This is a genomic window from Streptomyces sp. NPDC055815, from assembly GCF_053616475.1.
Genome location: NZ_JBSHDU010000037.1, coordinates 39,885 through 55,593, shown reverse-complemented (window position 1 = coordinate 55,593; position 15,709 = coordinate 39,885). Strand labels below are relative to the sequence as shown.

At 73.8% G+C, this 15,709-nt stretch carries 12 protein-coding genes; 3 read left to right on the top strand and 9 right to left on the bottom strand.

The annotated features are described in order from the left end of the window. Window positions 1-11: 11 nt before the first annotated feature. From ACWGN5_RS23310 to ACWGN5_RS23300, 3 genes are read left to right on the top strand one after another with little or no spacing between them, the layout of a single operon-like run. Window positions 12-230, top strand: coding sequence for a tautomerase family protein (locus ACWGN5_RS23310; protein ID WP_453518274.1), 219 nt, complete (start codon window positions 12-14; stop codon window positions 228-230). After that, window positions 227-904 carry a DUF5819 family protein gene (locus ACWGN5_RS23305; protein WP_453518272.1) on the top strand — a complete coding sequence of 226 codons (678 nt, stop codon included), beginning with the start codon at window positions 227-229 and terminating at the stop codon, window positions 902-904. Before ACWGN5_RS23310 ends, ACWGN5_RS23305 begins: the two co-directional genes overlap by 4 nt. After that, the gene (locus ACWGN5_RS23300) at window positions 892-1,926 is read left to right on the top strand and encodes a hypothetical protein (RefSeq protein ID WP_453518270.1); all 1,035 of its coding nucleotides are present in this window, start codon (window positions 892-894) and stop codon (window positions 1,924-1,926) included. The genes ACWGN5_RS23305 and ACWGN5_RS23300 overlap by 13 nt, the downstream gene beginning before the upstream one ends. 72 nt (window positions 1,927-1,998) lie before the next feature. Here ACWGN5_RS23300 and ACWGN5_RS23295 read toward each other — a convergent pair whose 3' ends face one another. The 9 genes from ACWGN5_RS23295 to nadA all read right to left on the bottom strand — a co-directional run bounded on the left by ACWGN5_RS23295 (window position 1,999) and on the right by nadA (window position 15,652). Then, entirely contained in the window at window positions 1,999-2,739 is a 741-nt protein-coding gene (locus ACWGN5_RS23295) for an SDR family oxidoreductase (protein ID WP_453518268.1), read from the bottom strand. Window positions 2,740-2,984: 245 nt separating this feature from the next. Further along, a complete protein-coding gene (locus tag ACWGN5_RS23290) occupies window positions 2,985-4,040 on the bottom strand; it encodes an HAD-IIIC family phosphatase (protein ID WP_453518265.1) in 1,056 nt (351 codons plus the stop codon). Then, window positions 4,037-5,173 carry an acyl-CoA dehydrogenase family protein gene (locus tag ACWGN5_RS23285; RefSeq protein ID WP_453518263.1) on the bottom strand — a complete coding sequence of 379 codons (1,137 nt, stop codon included), beginning with the start codon at window positions 5,171-5,173 and terminating at the stop codon, window positions 4,037-4,039. The genes ACWGN5_RS23290 and ACWGN5_RS23285 overlap by 4 nt, the downstream gene beginning before the upstream one ends. An 18-nt stretch (window positions 5,174-5,191) precedes the next feature. After that, window positions 5,192-5,443, bottom strand: a complete 252-nt coding sequence (locus ACWGN5_RS23280; protein ID WP_453518261.1) for a phosphopantetheine-binding protein — start codon at window positions 5,441-5,443, stop codon at window positions 5,192-5,194. A 67-nt stretch (window positions 5,444-5,510) separates the two neighbouring features. Then, window positions 5,511-6,449, bottom strand: a complete 939-nt coding sequence (locus ACWGN5_RS23275) for a 3-hydroxyacyl-CoA dehydrogenase family protein (RefSeq protein WP_453518259.1) — start codon at window positions 6,447-6,449, stop codon at window positions 5,511-5,513. After that, window positions 6,446-12,064 (bottom strand): SDR family oxidoreductase, encoded by a 5,619-nt coding sequence (locus ACWGN5_RS23270; protein WP_453518257.1) that lies wholly within the window; start codon window positions 12,062-12,064, stop codon window positions 6,446-6,448. The genes ACWGN5_RS23275 and ACWGN5_RS23270 overlap by 4 nt, the downstream gene beginning before the upstream one ends. Then, window positions 12,061-12,987 carry a carboxylating nicotinate-nucleotide diphosphorylase gene (gene nadC / locus ACWGN5_RS23265; protein ID WP_453518254.1) on the bottom strand — a complete coding sequence of 309 codons (927 nt, stop codon included), beginning with the start codon at window positions 12,985-12,987 and terminating at the stop codon, window positions 12,061-12,063. The genes ACWGN5_RS23270 and nadC overlap by 4 nt, the downstream gene beginning before the upstream one ends. Beyond that, on the bottom strand, window positions 12,984-14,609 hold the full coding sequence (locus ACWGN5_RS23260) for an L-aspartate oxidase (protein WP_453518253.1): 1,626 nt from the start codon (window positions 14,607-14,609) through the stop codon (window positions 12,984-12,986). Before ACWGN5_RS23260 ends, nadC begins: the two co-directional genes overlap by 4 nt. Beyond that, complete coding sequence (gene nadA, locus ACWGN5_RS23255; RefSeq protein ID WP_453518250.1) at window positions 14,606-15,652, bottom strand: quinolinate synthase NadA; 1,047 nt, start codon at window positions 15,650-15,652, stop codon at window positions 14,606-14,608. Before nadA ends, ACWGN5_RS23260 begins: the two co-directional genes overlap by 4 nt. Window positions 15,653-15,709: the final 57 nt, after the last annotated feature.

The following is a 15,709-nucleotide window of genomic DNA, read 5'->3' as shown; positions in this document are numbered from 1 at the left end:
CAGGAACCACCATGCCTTTCATCGAGGTCAAGATCTTCGAACAGCGCCTGACCGAGCAGACCGAGCGGGACCTGGTCGAACAGCTCACCCAGGCGACGGTGAACGTGTTCGGCGAGGACATCCGGGACCAGACCTGGGTGGTCCTCACCCCGGTCCCGGCCCACCGCTGGGGCATCGGCGGCAGCGCCGCCCCCCGCCCCGCCGCGCAGGAGCAGGAGCCCCGGTCATGACGGAACCACGCACCGGCGTCGGCCGGTGGAGACTGCTGAGCATGGGGCTGCCGCCGCTGCTCGGCCTGGCCTTCGTCGCCATGACGCTCATCGTCAACGCCCCGGTCTCGCCCGCGCGGACCCAGGCCTACAAGGCGGTCGCCCCGGTCGCCGACACCTACTTCCGGCAGAGCTGGATGCTCCTCGCGCCGTACTCGGTGGACTACAACGGCGAGGTCTTCTACCAGGTCGAGTACGAGAACGCGACCGGCAGGCACACCACCGAGCCGGCGTCGCTGTCCCGCACGATGGCCGGCACCGCCCGCGAGATCCGGATCGCCCCGAACCGCATGGGCGCGGTCGGCCTGTACCTCGGCGTCGAGCTCGGCAGCCTGCACGACAAGGAGGCAGCCGTCGACGAGGCGCGGAAGAAGGCGCTCGCCGACTTCTCCGGTCAGCAGAACGAGCTGACGGCCCTGCGGGAGGCGGCCAGGACGGACACCGCCACCGTGCTGTCGCCGCTGGTGGACGAGCTCCACCTGGACGGCCGGGTCACCCGGCTGCGCGCCTACTACACGTACACCCCCGTCAAGCGCTTCGACGTGCGCCACTCGCCCGAGGACCCCCGCTCCGAGGTCTTCACCGACCTCGGCTGGTTCGACTACCGGCCTGGAGCCCAGCCATGGACCGACTGAAGACCTCCGCCGCGCGTGCGCTGCGCGGTGTGTCCAGCCACCCGAAGTACCTCGTCGGCCTCTCGCTCTGCCGCATCCTGCTGGGCCTGAGCACCACGCTGTACTACGTCTCCAACATCCCCTACCGCGCGTTCCTGTGGGGGCCGGACAGCTACTCCGGCTTCGCGGCCTTCAAGGCGCTGACCGGGGACGGCCACATCTTCTCGCTGTACGCGCTCAGCGACGGCGACACCTGGTTCGACCTCGTGTACTTCGCCGGACTGCTGGTCTCGCTCGCCTGGACCGTGCTCGGCTCGCGCGGCCTGACGGTGGTCCACGCGGTGTTCATGACCTCCCTCTACCACCGCAACTACACGATGTGGGAGGGCGGCGACGCGCTCACCGGCATCGTGCTGATCCTGCTGATGGGCGCCACGGTCAACGCCCACTTCAGCCCGCTGGCCAAGCGCGTCCGCGCGCGGCTCGAGCGGCGCGCCGGCGAGCCGCATCTGCGGACCTCGCTGCACAACACGGCGGCGGTGCTGATCGTCTTCCAGGCGTGCGTGGTCTACGTCGTCTCCGCGCTGTGGAAGGTGGCCGCACCGCAGTGGCAGGAGGGCACGGCGCTCTACTACATCAGTCACGTCTGGCAGTACACCTACAGCTCGACCTTCCCCCAGCTGATGGACAGTCTGGTCCTGACGACGCTCGTCAGCTACTTCGCCGTCGTGGTGCAGCTGCTCGTCCTCCCGGCGGTGCTCACCTCCCGCCGCCGGTTCCGCGAGGCGGTCGTGCTGGGCATCGCCGGGATGCACATCGGCATCATGGCCGGCATGGGCCTGATGACGTTCGGCCTCGCCATGATGGCCGTCGACGCCGTGCTCGTCCGCGACGCGGACTACCGGGCGCTCTCGCGGCGGGTGCGGCTGCTGCGGGACCGCGTGGCGGCCCGGCGCGACGACCGCGCGGCGGCCTCCGGGAAACCGGCCTCCGGGGAACCGGCGACCGGAGAACCCGCCGCCGAGGAGCTGAGCCCGGCCTGAGGCCGCGCCCGGACAGCGAAGAGCCCGACCGGTCCTCGGACCCGGTCGGGCTCTCGTCGTGCGGCGCGGTGGTCAGACCATGCCGCCGGTCACACGCAGGTTCTGGCCGCTGACGAAGCCGCCGTCCGGGCCGCAGAGGAAGGCCACCACACCGGCGATGTCCGCGGGCTCGCCGATCCGGCCCAGCGGCGTCATCCGGACGGCCAGCTCCAGGCCCTCCTGGGTGATGTTGGCCCGCAGCAGCTCGGTGTCGGTGGCACCCGGCGAGATCACGTTGACGGTGATGCCCCTCGGGCCGAACTCCTGGGCCGCCACACGGGTGTACTGCTCGACGGCGGCCTTGCTGCCGGCGTGCAGCGACACACCCGGCACCGGCAGCGCGGTGTTGGCGGTCGAGAGGTTGATGATGCGGCCGCCGTCGTTCATCAGCCGCGACGCCTCCTGGAGGGCGAAGAACACGGCCCGGGCGTTGACCGCCATCGCCCCGTCGAACTCCTCCTCCGTCACGGCGTCGATACGCGTGGCGGTGGCCGCCGCGGCGGCGTTGTTCACCAGGATGTCCAGGCCGCCGAGCAGGCGGTGCGCCTCCGCCATGGTGCGGCGCACCTCGGCGACCTCGGTCAGGTCCACGCGGATGGCGTACGCGGCGCGCCCCGCGGCCTCGACCGCCGCCACGACCTCCTTGGCCTCGGCCTCGCGCTCGCGGTAGGTGAAGGCCACGTCGGCGCCCTCGGCGGCGAGCCGCTCGACGACCCCGCGGCCGATGCCGCGGGAGCCTCCGGTGACCAGGGCCTTCTTCTGGGAAAGAGTCATCATGTGTCCTCGGTGTGCGGAAACGGACATGCGGAAAGGGACATGCGGAAAGGGATATGGCGAAGCGGGGGCCGGCCCGATGGCCGGCCCCCGCGGCCGGTCGGGCGCGCACCCGCCGGCCCCCGCCGCGAGGGGGGGGGGGGGCGGGGGGGGGGGTCCCGGCCCTGGGGAAATGGCACTGGCGAACGGGTTAGGGGCGAGGGGGGGCCGGCCCGGTGGGCCGCCCCCCGCGGCCGGTCGGCCGGTCAGCCGGCTGCCCGGACGTCGAGGTGGGCAGGGTCCGGCGGGATGGACGACAGGTCGGCGGCGAACCGCACCAGACCGTCCTCGCGGGAGATCTCCTCGAAGCCGTTGAACTTGAAGGAGACGTACATCATCCGGTTGCGATCGGTGGGCACGAAGTCCGCGATCAGCCGGGCGCCGGCGTCCCGGGCCAGCCGCTTGACGTGGTTGATCAGCACGGTGCCCACGCCGCGTGACATCACCCGGCAGGACATCAGCAGCAGCCGGAGGTGCCAGTCCTCCTCCCCCTTCTCCACCAGGGCGAGACCGATGGTGCCGTACGGTCCGTACCGGTCGGTCAGGGAGGCGGTGAGCAGCAGGTGCCGGTCCGAGGTGCGGAAGGCGTCGAGCTCCTCGTACGAGTACGTGACTCCGGTCGTGTTCAACTGGTTGGTGCGGACGGTCAGTTCCTCGGCGCGCTGCAGGTCCGCCGCGCCCGCGGGGGCGATCTCGAACCGCATGTCCAGGCGGGCCAGGAACTCGTCCTGGGCTCCGTCGAACCTCTCCTCGGCGTCCTTGCGGACCTGGTCCGCCCGGTACATCTCGCGGCGGCGCCGGGAGTCGTCCGTCGCGAAGCGCGGCATCAGCTCCGGCATCCGGGTCAGTCCGGGCAGCGCGTCCGCGTCCAGGCACCGCACCTGCGGGAGTTCGAAGGAGACCTCGTCGCGCTCGAAGGGCTGGTCGTCGATGAACGCGACGGTGTCCAGGCCGATGTTCAGCGCCTCGGCCACGGACCGCACGGACGCCGACTTGGCACCCCAGTTGATCTGCGGGTGCAGGAAGTACTCGGCCAGGCCGAGCTCTTCGAGCCGGGCCATGGCGGCGGCGTGGTCGTTGCGGCTGGCGATCGAGTGGAGGATGCCGCGCTCGTCCAGGGTCCGGATGGCGTCGGCGACGCCGGGCCGCAGCGTGACCTGCCCGTCCTCCAGGAGGACTCCGTCCCAGACGGTGTGGTCCAGGTCCCACACCACGCACTTCACGGTCTTGCCGGTCTTCACGGTCCTGCCGGTCTCGCTCATGCGGCACGCTCCCGCAGGGCGGCCTGCGCCAGGTAGTCCTGCTGCACTTGGGTGCTTCCCTCGATGATTTCCATGATCTTGGCGTCCCGGAGCATGCGCTGGGCCGGGTGGCCCTCGGCGCAGCCCGCGGCCCCGAAGATCTGTACGGTGTCCGCCGCCGCGCGGAACGCCTTGACGGAGGCGAAGTACTTGGCCATCCAGGTCGCGTCCACGGTGGCCGGATCGCCCGCGTCCTTCAGCTGCCCCGCCCGCAGGCAGAGCAGCCGGGCCGCGGTCGTGTCGGTGACCATGTCGGCGATCATGCGGCGCACCAGCTGGTGCTCGCCCAGCGGCCGGCCGAACTGGACGCGCCGGTCCGCGTGCGCCGTGGCGGCGTCGGCGCACGCGGCGAGCAGGCCGACGCACCCCCACGCCACGCTGTAGCGGCCGATGTCCAGCGCGCTGGTGGCCACCGCCGACAGTCCGAAGCCGGGCCGTCCCACGAGGGCGTCGGCCGGCACCCGGCAGTCGTCCATCCGCAGTTCGGCCAGGAGGGAGGCCCGGGTGCCGAGCATGCCGGTGACCGGGACGACCTCGAGGCCGGGGGCGTCGCGTCCGACGAGGAACGCGGTGATCTGCCCGTCGAGCCGGGCGAACACCAGGAAGACGTCGGCCCGCTGTCCGAAGGTGGTCCACTTCTTGCCGCCCGTGAGGGTGTAGCCGCCCTCCGGCAGGCGTTCCGCGGTGGTGCGCAGCCGCCCGGCGTCGCTGCCGGCCTCGGACTCGGAGAGCCCGAAGGCGCCGATGCTCTCGCCGGTGGCGAGCCGGGGCAGCCAGTGGGCGCGCTGCCGCTCGCCGCCCCAGCGGGTCACCGCGTGCACCACCATGCTGTGCACGGTGAGCAGACTGCGCATCGACGAACAGCCGTGTCCGACGGCCTCGTTCAGCAGGCCGAAGGAGACCGCGTCGAGCCCGGTGCCTCCGTACTCCCGAGGCACCAGTGCGCCGAGGTGGCCGCGCGCGGCGAAGCCGGCGACGGCCGATTCGGGCACGGCCTCGTTCTCGTCCCATGCCCCGGCGTACGGGGCGATCTCCGCCGCCACGTACGACCGGGCTTCCGCGAACAGGCTCTCCTGCCGCGCCGTCAACTGCATCGCGCTACCCCGTGGTCGTCAGGCGGTCGGCGTGGCCGCGGCCTTGCGCGCCACGAAGGCGGCCACGGCGTCCACGCTGCGGAAGTTGTCCATCTGGAGGTCCTCGTCGGCGACCGGGGTCGCCAGCTCGCTCTCGACGAACATCACCAGCTGCATGATGAAGAGCGAGTTCACGAAGCCGGTGGCGAACAGGTCGTCGCTGTCGGCGAGTTCGCGGTTGCGTACGTACTTGCCGATGAATTCCCTGGTGGCGGACTTGATGGCGTCCATCGGGACCTCTCTGTGCGGGTGTGCGGGTGAGAAGGGGAGGGCGGGCCGCGTCAGGCGGCGGGCCGCGTCAGGCGGCGGGCCGCCCGCCGTAGTCGTAGAAGCCGCGGCCGCTCTTGCGGCCGTGCAGACCGGCGTGGACCATCCGCTGCAGCAGCGGGCAGGGCCGGTACTTGCTGTCGGCGAAGCTCTCGTACAGGCCCTCGATCGAGAGCAGGATGGTGTCGAGGCCGATGAGGTCGGCCGTCTCCAGCGGCCCCATCGTGTGGCCGAAGCAGGTCCTGAAGATCCGGTCGACGTCCTCGACGGTGCTGACGCCGTCCTGGAGGAGGAAGGCCGCCTCGTTGATGGTCAGCATGAGCACGCGGTTGGACACGAAGCCGGGGGCGTCGTTGACGACGATGCCCTCCTTGCCCATGGCCGCGAGCAGCCGCTGTGTGGTGGCGATGGTCGCCTCGGAGGTGTGGTGCCCCCGGATGACCTCGACGACCGGCTTCTGCGTGACCGGGTTCATGAAGTGGGTGCCGATGACCCGGTCCGGGCGGGAGACCGCGCCGCCGACCTTGGTGATCGGGATGCAGGAGGTGTTCACCGCGAAGACGGCGTGCTCCGGGCAGAGCCGGTCGATCTCCGCGTACACCCGGCGCTTCGTCTCCCAGTCCTCGGTGACGTTCTCGATGACGAAGTCCACCTCGGTGAACCCGCGGTAGTCGGTGGCGAAGGTGATGCGCTCCAGCACCTCGGCCACGGGGACCTCCGGCCCGCCGGCGCCCAGCAGCCGCTGGAAGCGGACCTTCTGCTCGATGGCCTCGCGGGCCCCGTCCAGCGCCTCCTCGGAGACGTCGACGAGGACGACCCGCAGTCCGTGCTGGGACAGCACCTGGGCCACCTCGCGGCCCATCACTCCGGCGCCGGCCACACCCACCGCGCGCAGCGCTTCCATGTTCTCCTCCATGCCGTTGTCGTTCCGTTCGAGCTGCGGGCCGGCCTGCGGCCGGGCGGCCGTCACCGGGCCTCCTCCTTCAGCCGGTCCACGACCGTGGCGAGACCGGCCACCGTGAGCGCGTTGAAGACGGTGCCGACGGCCACGTCGACGCCCAGCTCCGTGCGCAGCCGCGCCGCGAGCTGGATGCCCAGCAGGGAGTGCCCGCCGAGCTCGAAGAAGTCGTCGTGCGCGCCGACCCGGTCCAGGCCGAGCAGCTCCTGCCAGAGCGCGGCCAGCGCGCTCTCGGTGTCCCCGCGCGGGGCGGTGTACGGGGTCATCAGGTGCGGCCGGGGGTGGGCGGGCCCGGCCGGAGCACCGCCGTCGGCGGCCTCCCGCGGCCCGGCGCCCTCGGCGATCACCTGGGCCATGACCGCGTCCAGGTCCTGGGTGCACACGGCGACCTGGGGGCCCGGGGCGGCCGCCACGATCCGGTCGAAGGCGGCGACGCCCTCGTCCGGCCGGATTCCCTGCGCCAGCTGCTGCCGCAGGAAGGCGACGCCCGGTGCCTCGCGCTCCTGCCCGTCCTCGGCGAAGCGGTAGCCGACGATCTCCTCGGACGTACCGTCGCGCAGGCCCGCGAGCCGCTCGGTGAGGTCGCCGGTCCGCTTCAGGACGAATCCCTCGACGACGACCAGCACCCGGCCGTCCTCGTCGCTGAGCGTCACGTCGGCGGAGAGGGTCTCCAGTGCCGGGTCGTCGGCCACGGCGTAGCGGTGGTGGCTGTAGACGCGGGCGGTGAGCGGGGCGTACTGGGTGACGCGGCCGTACGAGATGGGGATGCGGAACTCCGCCGCCGCGTGCACCCCGACGAAGGCGGTGGCGAGGTCCATCAGGGACGGGTGGAGGGCCAGTTCCGGCACCTCGTGGGCGTACCGCTCCGGCAGGGCGAGCAGGGCCAGGTACTCCCGGTCGCCGGCGTACATCCGTTCCAGGCAGAGTGAGCGGCCCGCGAAGCCCATCGGGCCCTCGTGCACCGGGCGTTCCACCGGGCGCAGGCCGTCCGGCCCGGTCATGGCCGCGATGTCCAGGCGTCCGGGGGCCGGCCGGTCCGCCCGGTCGCCGACGGTGACCTCGCCGGTGGAGTTGAGCTGCCAGGCGGCCTTGCCGTCGTACCGGCTGGCCACGGAGAACGTGTAGGCGTCCGCGGTGCGGTCGAGCACCACCCGGACCTCGCGGGGCCGGTTCTCGTCCACCACGATCGGGGAGAGGAAGGTGATGTCCGACAGCTCCCGCGGCTCCCGGCCGGAGTGCTCGGCCACCGCCGCCCGGACCAGTTCCAGGTGACCGGTGCCGGGGACGACCGGGTGGCCCAGCATGCGGTGCTCGTCGACGAGCCAGCTGCGGTCGGCGCTGAAATCGGCCGCGTAGACCGCGTGCCGCTCGGTGGCGGTGAGCCGACGCGGGAGCAGCGGATGGCCGGTCTCCGCGGCGCCGCCGCCGGGGTTCGCCCCGGTGGACCCGCCGACCGTGCGCTCGGCCATGCCGACCTCGCGCCAGGCGTCCCAGTCGACCGCCGTGACCGGCAAGTCGCCGAGGGCGTCGTGGTGGTGGGCGACGGCGTCGAGGAAGGCGTTGGCCGCGCAGTAGTCCACCTGCCCGAGCCCGCCGGTGACGGACAGCAGGGAGGAGCACAGGACGACGAAGTCCAGGTCCGCCGCGACCTCACGGCAGGCGTCGAGGAGCGCGAGCGTGCCCTGCACCTTGGGCGCGAGCACCTCGGCGGCCGCCGCCGGGTCCTTGAGCTGCATCAGGCCGCCGCCGGGCACTCCCGCGGCGTGCACGACACCGTGCACGGTCCCGAAGCGCTCCACGGCGCGCCGCATCGCCGCGGCCACGGCCGGGCCGTCGGTGATGTCGGCGCGGACGACCTCGACCCGGCCGCCGGACTCCTCGAGGCGCCGTACCCGCTCGATCCGCCGGACGAGCGTGGGGTCCGCGCCGGTCCCGGCGGTCAGGGCGTCCCACTCCTCGCGGGGCGGCAGCCCGTGCCGGCCGAGCAGCACCAGGTTGGCGCCGACCGTCCGGGCCAGGTGCCCGGCCAGCTCCAGGGCCATGCCGCCCAGGCCGCCGGTGATCAGGTAGGTGCCGCCCGGGCGCAGCCGGGGATTGCGCTGCTCCGTGCCGTCGACCGGGGCGGGCAGGAACACCCGCCGCCAGCGGCCGGTACCGCGCAGCGCGATCTGGTGGTCGGTGACCGGCCGGTGCAGTTGCGCCACGAGGGCGTCCAGGGCCCGGGTGACGTCACGGCGGCTCGCGGGGGCGGTGAGGCTGATGTCCACGCTGCGGCAGGCGACGCCGGCCGACTCGCGGGGCCAGACCTGGGTGGGGCCGAGCAGCAGGGCCTTGCCCGGCTGCGAACCGCTGCCGTGCAGCGGGTGCAGGTCGCTGGAGACGACCGTGACGTCGGCCTCGACGCCGGCGCCGGTCCCGCCGAGCGCCTGGGCCAGGAGCAGCAGGCTGTCGAAGGTCCGCCACCGGAGCTCGTCGGGGTCCGGGGCGCCGTCCGGGTCGGTCACCGTCCAGCAGTGCACGATGTGCCGCGGCAGTGCGGCGGCCCGGTCGAGCTCGCGCAGCAGGGCGGCGTAGTCCTCGGCGCGGTCGGGCCGTACGGTGTAGCGCCCGTCGCCCAGGTCCTGCCAGGCGTCGCCGGGCCGGACCGTCGCCACACGGTGTCCGCGTCCGGTCAGCCGGGCGACGACGTGGTCGCCGACCGCCTGGTCGTCGAGGAACACCAGCCAGTCGGCGGGCTCGCCGGCGGCGCCGGTCCCGGTGAGCAGGGGCGGCAGCGGTTCCCAGCCCGGTACGGAGAACCACTCGGCGAGGTTCTCCTTGCGGACGAGCGCGGGGGCCGCCGACGGAGCCTGTTCGGTCTCCCAGCGGGGCGTGACGCGGTGCTCGCGCAGGTCGAAGGGGGTGGTGGGAAGGGCGACCCGGGCCGGGCCGCTGTCGATGGCGGGCCACCGCACCGGGACCCCGGCGAGCCAGAGCTTGCCGAGCGTGCCGCGCAGGAAGGCGGCCGCGGGCCGCCGGTCGAAGGACGGGGGCAGCGTGGCGAGCACCAGGTGGGCAGTGGTGTCCTCGGCGGGGCGGTTGCGCAGGGCGATGCCGCCGAGCGTGGAGCCGGGGCCGACTTCCAGGAGGACGCGGTCCGGCTCCGCCCAGAGCTTGCGGACGCCGTCGGCGAACCGGACCGGCTCGCGCAGGTGCCGTGCCCAGTAGCCGGGGTCGGTGGCCTGCTCGTCCGTGATCCAGTCACCGGTCACGTTGGACAGGTACGGAATGGACGGCGGCTTGAGCGCGAAGCCGGCGACCAGCCGGGTGAACTCGTCGACGAGCGGTTCCATCATGACGGAGTGGAAGGCGCGCGAGGCGTTCAGCCGGCGGGCGGCGACGCCCTCGGCAGCCAGGGCGGCCTCGACGGCGGCGATCGCGTCCGGTTCTCCGGACAGGACGCACAGGTCCGTGCCGTTGACCGCGGCGAGCGAGAGCCGGTCGCCGAGCAGCGGGCGGACCCTCGACTCGGGCAGCGGCACCGCGAGCATCCCTCCGGGCGCGAGCCGGCCGATCAGTGCGGCCCGCGCGGCCACCAGGGTCAGCGCGTCCTCCAGGGTGAGGACGCCCGAGAGGCAGGCCGCGACGTACTCGCCGAGGCTGTAGCCGATGAGGGCGTCCGGCCGGACCCCCCAGTGCTCAAGCAGCCTCGCCAGCGCGTACTCCACGACGAACAGGGCCGGCTGGGCCTGCTCGGTCTCGCTCAGCCCGGCGACCGGGTCCGCCCCGCGGCCGAGCAGTCTGCGCAGGTCGGGACCCTGGTCCGGCTCGTCGGCGGGGGCGGGCCCGGGGTAGAGCGCGGCGGGCAGATCGATGCCGCACCGCTCCTTCAGCAGCGCCGCGCAGCGGTCCACCTCGGCGCGGAAGACCGGTTCGGTCTCGTAGAGCTGACGCCCCATCTGGGGGTACTGGTCGCCCAGACCGGTCAGGAGGAAGGCGACCGGCGGAGCGTCGTCCGCCGCCCGGCCGGCGAAGAGGGCGTCGGCGGACCCACCGCGCAGTGCGGCGACGGCCCCGTCCAGGTCGCGGGCGAGGGCGATCCGCCGGTGCGGGAAGGGGCTCCGGCCGTGCTGGAGGGTCCGGGCCACGTCGGCGAGCCGCAGGTCGGGCCGGTCCGCGAGGTGTCCGGCCAGCCGCTCGGCCGCCTGCTCGGCGCCCTCCGGGGTGCGGGCGGAGACCGGCAGCAGGTGCCAGTCGGCACGGGGCTCGGCCCGGTCCGGCCGGTCCTTCTGGACGGGGGCCGGCTCCGGTGCCTGCTCCAGGACGACGTGCGCGCCCGTACCGCCCAGGCCGAAGGAGCTCACTCCGGCCCGCAACGGGCCGGACTCGGCCGTCCAGGGGGTGAGTTCGGCGTTGACCCGGAAGGGGGTGCGGGTGAAGCGGATGCGCGGGTTGGGCCGCTCGAAGTGCAGGGTCGGCGGCAGCATCCGGTGCTGGAGCGCGAGGACCGTCTTGATCAGACCGGCGATGCCGGCGGCGGCGTGCGTGTGCCCGATGTTCGTCTTGACCGAACCGAGCGCGCAGCCGCCCTCGCGCCAGCCCGCGGCACGGAAGGCCCGGTCGAGCGCGTCGACCTCGATGCGGTCGCCCAGCGGCGTGCCGCTGCCGTGCGTCTCGACGTAGCCGATGGTGTGGGGATGGGCTCCGGCGCGTTCCAGGGCGGTGCGGACGACCTCGGACTGGCCCTGCACGCCCGGGGCGGTGAAGCCGACCCGGGCGGCGCCGTCGTTGCCGACGGCGGAGCCGAGGATCACGGCCCGGATCGGGTCGCCGTCGGCGAGGGCGTCGGCCAGCCGGCGCAGCACGACGACGCCCACGCCGTCACCGATGACGGTGCCCTCGGCTGCGGCGTCGAAGGCGCGGCAGTGCCCGTCGGAGGAGAGGATGCCGCCGCGCTGGAAGACGTAGCCCCGCTGATGGCCCGAGCGGACCGTGGCACCGCCGGCCAGGGCCGTGTCGGACTCACCGAGGAGCAGGCTCTGGCAGGCGAGGTGCACCGCGACCAGCGAGGTGGAGCAGGCCGTCTGCACGGTCATCGACGGGCCGGTCAGGTTGAGTTTGTACGAGACGCGGGTCGCCAGGTAGTCGCTGTCGTTGGCGACGTCGCGGGCGAACTCCGCGGCCGCGTCCCCGTCGGTTCGCACGTGCCGGAGGTAGTCGCTGCGGTAACCGCCGGCGAAGACGCCGACCTTGCCGCCGAGCCGGTCGGGGCGGCGTCCGCTGTCCTCGAGGGCTTCCCAGGCGCACATCAGCATCAGCCGGTGCTGCGGATCCATGATGTCCGCCTCCCGGGGGTTGATCCCGAAGAGGCCCGCGTCGAAGCCGAACTCGTCCTCGAGCACGGCCTGGGCCGCGACGAAGGCGGGGTCGGCGCGCAGCGCCTCGGGCACGCCCGCGGCCGCCAGTTGCCGGTCGTCGAAGAAGGTGACGCTCTCGGTGCCGTCGCGCAGATTGCGCCAGAACGCCTCGGGTCCGTCGGCGCCGGGGAACCGGCAGCCGATGCCGACCACCGCGATGCGGTCGTCGGGGGCGTCGGCGGGGCGGTCGGCGGTGTCGGTGTCGGCGGTGGCCGTGTCACGTCGGCTCATCGCTGCCCCTCTCCTCCTTCGGTGTGGGGGGCGAAGTCCAGCCCCAGGTCAAGGGCGGGCGCCGAGTGGGTCAGCGCGCCGACGGCGAGCAGGTCGACGCCGGTGCGGGCGTACGCGGCACAGACGTCGAGGGTGAGGCCGCCGGAGGCCTCCAGGCGGGTGCGGGCGCCCGCGGCGTCGCGGCGGCGGACCGCCTCGGCGCACTGCTCGACGGTGAAGTTGTCCAGCATCACCTCGTCGGCGCCGAGGGCCAGCACCTCGTCGAGCTCGTCGAGGGTGGTCACCTCGATCTCGCAGGGCAGGTGGCCGGCGTGGGCGCGGGCGGCGCGCAGCGCGGCGCCCGCCGAGCCGGCGGCGACGATGTGGTTGTCCTTGATCAGGATCGAGTCGCCGAGGCCGAGGCGGTGGTTCGCGCCGCCACCGCGGCGCACCGCGTACTTCTCGAGGAGGCGCAGGCCCGGCAGGGTCTTGCGGCTGTCCCGGACCGTGCAGCGCGTGCCCGCCAGCTCGTCGGTCCACCGGGCCGTGAGGGTGGCGATGCCCGAGAGGTGGCACAGCAGGTTGAGCATGGTGCGCTCGGCGACGAGCAGTTCGCGGGTGGGGGCGGTCACGCGGAGCGCCACGTCACCGGGGCGGAGCCGGTCGCCGTCCGCCCGGCACTCGGCGACCTCGAACCGTCCCCCGGTGACGAGGTCGAGCACGGCGAGCGCCACCGGCAGGCCGGCGAGCACTCCGGCCTGCCGGGAGCCGACCACCGCCTCGGTGACGGCGTCGGCGGGCACGGTGGCGTCGGTGGTGGCGTCGGCACCGTAGCGGAGGTCCTCCTCCAGCGCGGTGACGACCACGCGACGGGCGTCCTCGACGTCGACACCGACGGCGCGAAGCCGCTCGTCGGTCGCGGGCGACCAGACCTCGGCGATCATGCTGCTCCTCCCACGGGAACGGGACGGTTGACGACCGGCCGTCCGGTGGCCCGGTCCAGGCGCACGGTCGTCGAGCGGCCCCAGGCGGTGTCGTCGGTGCCGGGGAAGTCGGTGCGCACATGGCAGCCGCGGGTCTCGCGGCGCTCGGCCGCGGCGGCGAGGAGGGCGTCGGCCACCAGCGTGAGCGCCGCGTCCTCGACCGCCCGGGCCGAGTCGAGCGGGCGCCGGTGGGAGACGGCGGCGACGGTGCCGGCGGCCTCCGCGAGGCCGGCCGCGGTGCGGCCGATGCCCGCGTGGCGGGTCATCGCCCGCTGCAGGACGGCACGGTCCGCCACCGCCGCGGCCGCGGCGCGGTCCGGCCACGCGGCGGCGTCCGGACCGGCCGGGGTGCGGTCGCGGAGATCGGCCGCGGCCGCCCGCGCCGCCCGCTCCCCCACCACGAGCCCTTCGAGAAGGCTGTTGGAGGCGAGCCGGTTGGCTCCGTGCAGTCCGGTACGCGCGACCTCGCCGGCCGCGTACAGGCCGGGCACCTCGGTGCGGCCGTCGACGGTCGCCACGACTCCGCCGCAGGCGAAGTGGGCGGCGGGCGCGACCGGTATGGGCTCGCGCGACGGGTCGACGCCGGCGGCGGCACACATGGCGTGGACGGTCGGGAACCGGCGCCGGAAGGCCTCCGGCCCGAGGTGGGTGGCGTCGAGCAGGACGTGGTCGCTGCCCGTCTCCGCCATCCGGCGGGTGATGGCGGCGGACACCACGTCGCGCGGGGCGAGGTCGGCGAGCGGGTGCAGGCCGGCCATCACCCGCTCTCCCCTGGTGTCGAGCAGGACGCCGCCCTCGCCCCGTACGGCCTCGGTGACCAGCGGCCGGCGGCCGCGTGCGCCGGGGCCGGTGAACAGCACGGTCGGGTGGAACTGGACGAATTCGAGGTCCGCCAGACTCGCTCCCGCGCGCAGCGCCAGGGCGAGTCCGTCGCCGGTGGCGCCCTCCGCGTTGGACGTCGCCTGATAGAGCCGGCCGAGGCCGCCGGTGGCGAGGAGCACGGCCGGGGCGCTGATCAGGCCCGGCACGGCGGCGCTGTCGAGCACCGCGAGACCCGCCACCGCGCCGCCGGGCGTGCGCAGCACGTCCAGGGCGCTGTGTCCGGTCAGCACGGCGACGCGGCGGTCACGGACGGCCGCCAGCAGGGCCCGCTCCACCTCCGCGCCGGTGGCGTCGCCGCCGGCGCGGAGGATGCGGAAGGCGCTGTGACCGCCCTCGCGGGTACGGGCGAGGGCGCCCTCGTCGTCGGTGTCGAACCGGGCGCCGGTCCGGCGCAGCCGCTCGACGGCGTCCGGACCGTGCGTGACGATCTGTGCGACGGCGTCCTGTTCGCAGAGTCCGGCTCCGGCCACACAGGTGTCCCGGGCGTGCCGCAGGACCGTGTCCCCGGGCTCGTGCGCGGCCGGCAGCACGACGGCCACGCCGCCCTGGGCATGGCGGGTGTTGCCGTCGCCGAGCCCGCCCTTGGTCACCACCAGGACGCGCAGCCCGAGTTCGACGGCGGTGAGCGCGGCGGTGAGGCCTGCTACGCCGGTCCCCACCACCACGAGGTCCGCGCGAGCCTCCCAGCGCGGATCGGTCATTCGCCACCGCCCGGCCGGCCGATGGCGATCATCCGCCGCACGGACTCCCGGCCGCGAGCGGCCACCTCCGGGTCCACGTGCACCTCGTCGGCGCCCTCGCGCAGCGCGCGCAGCAGCGCGGCCGGCGTGATCATCTTCATGTATCGGCAGGAGGCACGCTCGTTGACGGCCCGGAAGTCGATCTCCGGTGCGGCCTTGCGCAGTTGGTGCAGCATCCCGATCTCGGTGGCGACCAGGACGGAGCGGGCCCCCGTCTCGCGGGCCGCGTCGAGCATCCCGCCGGTGGAGAGGATCTTCACCCGCTCCTCGGGCACGATGCCCTCGCCCGCGAGGTACAGCGCGGAGGTGGCGCAGCCGCACTCCGGGTGGACGAAGAGGTCGGCGTCGGGGTTGGCGGCCGCCTGATCGGCCAGCTCCGGCCCGTTGATACCGGCGTGCACATGGCACTCGCCGGCCCAGATGTGCATGTTCTGCCGGCCGGTCTCCCGCTTGACGTGGGCACCGAGGAACTGGTCCGGGCAGAACAGCACCTCGCGGTCGGCCGGGATCGACTCGACCACCTCGACCGCGTTGGAGGAGGTGCAGCAGATGTCGGTCTCCGCCTTCACCTCGGCGGTGGTGTTCACGTACGAGACCACCACGGCGCCGGGGTGCTCCGCTTTCCACTCACGCAGCTCGGCGGCGGTGATGGAGTCGGCCAGGGAGCAGCCGGCCCTGGCGTCCGGAATGATGACCCGCTTCTCGGGGGCCAGCATCTTCGCCGTCTCCGCCATGAAGTGGACGCCGCAGAAGACGATCGTGTCGGCGTCGCACTCGGCGGCGATCCGGCTCAGGCCGAGGGAGTCGCCCACGTGGTGGGCGATCTCCTGGATCTCCGGGAGCTGGTAGTTGTGCGCCAGGATCACCGCGTTGTGCTGTTCGGCGAGCCGCAGCACCTCATCGCGCCAGGCCGCATCGGCCACCACCCCGCCGTACGGGGTCAGGTCATCCTCCGCGCGCTCCGTTCCGGACGAGACCGGCACGGGATTCGCTTCCGCCGTCATCTGTTCAAGCCCTTCCAACCGAAAGCCTGGCGAACGAATTTGTCCGAGAGAAACAAC